Consider the following 2,617-nt stretch of genomic DNA (forward strand, 5'->3'; position numbering starts at 1 on the left):
GAGCATCCGACCCAGGCCCTCCTGGACGTCATGACCATCCGTGAACATCTCGGCGACGTTGCGGGGAAAACCATTGCCATTGTAGGCGACATCCTGCATAGCCGGGTGGCGCGGTCCAATATCCTGGCCCTGACAACCCTGGGTGCTCAGGTCCGGCTGATTGGCCCGCCAACCCTGCTGCCGCCGGAATTCAGCCGCTGGGGTGTGGAACGGCATACGGATTTGCGGACTGGCCTGGCCGGTGTTGACGCGATTATGATGCTGCGCTTGCAGCGCGAGCGACAAACACGGAATTTCTTTCCCAGCCTGGACGAATACGCCCGTCGCTTCTGCCTGACGGTCGAGGCGCTCAGAGCAGCCAAGCCGAACGTGATTATTTTGCACCCCGGTCCGATGAACCGCGGTGTTGAGATTGACTCGCGGGTTGCGGACGGCCCGTACTCGGTGATTCTCGAACAAGTGACAAACGGCGTTGCGGTCCGCATGGCCGTTCTCTACCTGCTCACGACCCAGGAGCGGCTGGCGACCCAGGATCAGTCTGTGACCAATGGGCAGGCGGTCGAGCAGGAGAGTCCTGATGTGCAGACAGAGCCCGGTGAGTGGGATGAGCGCCCTTTACCCAAACGGGCGGTAGGGTAATAAACTATGCGTATAGTCGTGCAGGACGGAACGGTCATTGATCCGGCTAATGGGCTGGAGGCGGATCTCGACCTCCTCATCGAAGAGGGCGTGATTCGTGAGTTGGGCCAACCCGGCGGTTTTGCCTCGGCCGAGGCGCAGCGTATTGACGCCTCCGGCTGCGTTGTCGCTCCCGGATTGATTGATATGCACGTGCATCTGCGCGAGCCGGGCTATGAATACAAAGAAACGGTTCTGACCGGTACTCAGGCTGCGGTGGCTGGCGGATTCACCGCGGTGGCCTGTATGGCCAATACCAATCCGATCAATGATAATGGGGCGGTCACGCGCTTTATTGTCGAGCAGGCGCGCAGTGCCGGGCTGGCTCGAGTGTTCCCGATCGGGGCGCTTTCAAAGGGCCTCCACGGAGAAGAGTTGGCCGAAATCGGGGAGATGATCGAGGCCGGCGCCGTCGCCCTACCAGACGACGGCCGTTCGGTTATGGATCACAACCTGATGCGCCGCGCACTGGAACACTGCTCGATGTTTGACGTGCCGATCAGTGTGCATGAGGAAGACCTGTGCCTCTCGTCCGGAGGGAGTATGAACGAGGGGCCGACCTCGGTGCGCCTGGGGATTCGCGGCGTCCCGAGTGTCGCCGAAGATGTCATGGTCGCCCGTGACATTGCCCTGGCGCGCCTCACCCGCGGACGGGTACATATCGCTCATATCAGTACCCGCCGATCGGTGGACTTGGTCCGCCAGGCAAGGGTCGAAGGTTTGGCAGTCACGGCCGAGGTCGCCCCGCACCATTTTACACTCACCGAAGAGGCGGTTGAGGGGTATAATACCAACGCGAAAATGAGCCCGCCGCTCCGACTGGCCGACGATGTGGCGGCCATGAAGGACGGCCTGCGAGACGGAACCATTGACGCCATTGCGACCGACCATGCCCCCCACCATCGGGACGAGAAAGAGGTTGAATTCGATCAGGCCGCTCACGGCGTGACCGGCTTGGAGACGGCCCTGCCGTTGACGCTGCACTTAGTCCGGGACGGGGTGTTGTCCCTCTCCGAGGCAATACGGAAACTGACTGTGAATCCGGCTCGTATTCTAGGGCTCCCCTCTGGCACGCTTGCGGTGGGTAAGCCAGCAGACCTGACGCTTTTTGACGCGCACGCGAGTTGGCGGCTGGACCCGCTCGCCGCTCGGTCGCGCAGTCAGAATACGCCTTTTGCCGGCTGGGAGCTGACCGGTAAGGTACGGCTGACCATGGTCGATGGGCGGATCGTGTACGATGACCGTGAACAGGAGGGCCAGCCGGCGTGAGGAACACAGCGCTCTTGGCCCTGGCCGATGGGACGGTCTTTGAGGGGAGCGCTTTTGGCGCTCGGGGAGAAGCGGTCGGCGAGATCGTCTTCAACACCTCGCTGACCGGCTATCAGGAAATTCTCACCGACCCCTCCTATAAGGGCCAGATCGTCACCATGACTTATCCCGAGATCGGCAATGTCGGAGTCAATGTCGAAGATGTCGAATCCCGTCAACCCTTTGTTGAAGGCTTTGTGGTCAAGGAATACTGGGAGCGGCCCAGTAACTGGCGGGCACAGAAAAGTCTGGCCGCCTATATGCGCGAGCATGACATCGTGGGCATTCAGGGTATTGATACCCGTGCGCTCGTTCGCCGCATTCGCGACGGCGGCGCCCAACAGGGCGTGATCTCGACCCGCGACCTCGATGCCAAGCGTCTGGTGGAAAAAGCGCAAGCCGCCCCAGACCTGGTCGGACGTGATCTGGTCAAAGAGGTGACCTGTCGCGAGCCGTACGACTGGTCCCAGGGCTACTGGGAGTTGGAGGGCGGCTATCGACAGCAGGGGGCGGGACACGCGCCCGAGCCGCACTTCTCTGTGGTCGCCTACGATTTTGGCGTGAAGTTCAACATCCTGCGCCATCTGGTTGAGGCGGGCTGTCGGGTGCGGGTTGTGCCGGCCCACACGCC

Annotated in this window: 3 protein-coding genes; all 3 read left to right on the top strand. The window is 61.8% G+C overall.

The genetic code is table 11. The features are described 5' to 3' along the window. Nucleotides 1-639 (top strand): hypothetical protein (locus tag OXG98_03680; protein ID MCY3771109.1); only part of this gene is annotated, 639 nt, incomplete at its 5' end. A gap of 6 nt (nt 640-645) precedes the next feature. Next, nucleotides 646-1,947 carry a dihydroorotase gene (locus tag OXG98_03685; GenBank protein ID MCY3771110.1) on the top strand — a complete coding sequence of 434 codons (1,302 nt, stop codon included), beginning with the start codon at nt 646-648 and terminating at the stop codon, nt 1,945-1,947. A gap of 14 nt (nt 1,948-1,961) precedes the next feature. Next, nucleotides 1,962-2,617, top strand: a 656-nt coding sequence (locus OXG98_03690; GenBank protein ID MCY3771111.1) for a carbamoyl phosphate synthase small subunit, incomplete at its 3' end; no start/stop codon positions are given.

The organism is Gemmatimonadota bacterium (genome assembly GCA_026706345.1).
Classification (GTDB): Bacteria; JAAXHH01; JAAXHH01; order JAAXHH01; family JAAXHH01; genus JAAXHH01.

Coding starts and splice junctions, on each gene's coding strand:
- OXG98_03685 (MCY3771110.1), top strand. CDS start 646: ATGCGTATAGTCGTGCAGGACGGAACGGTCATTGATCCGGCTAATGGG.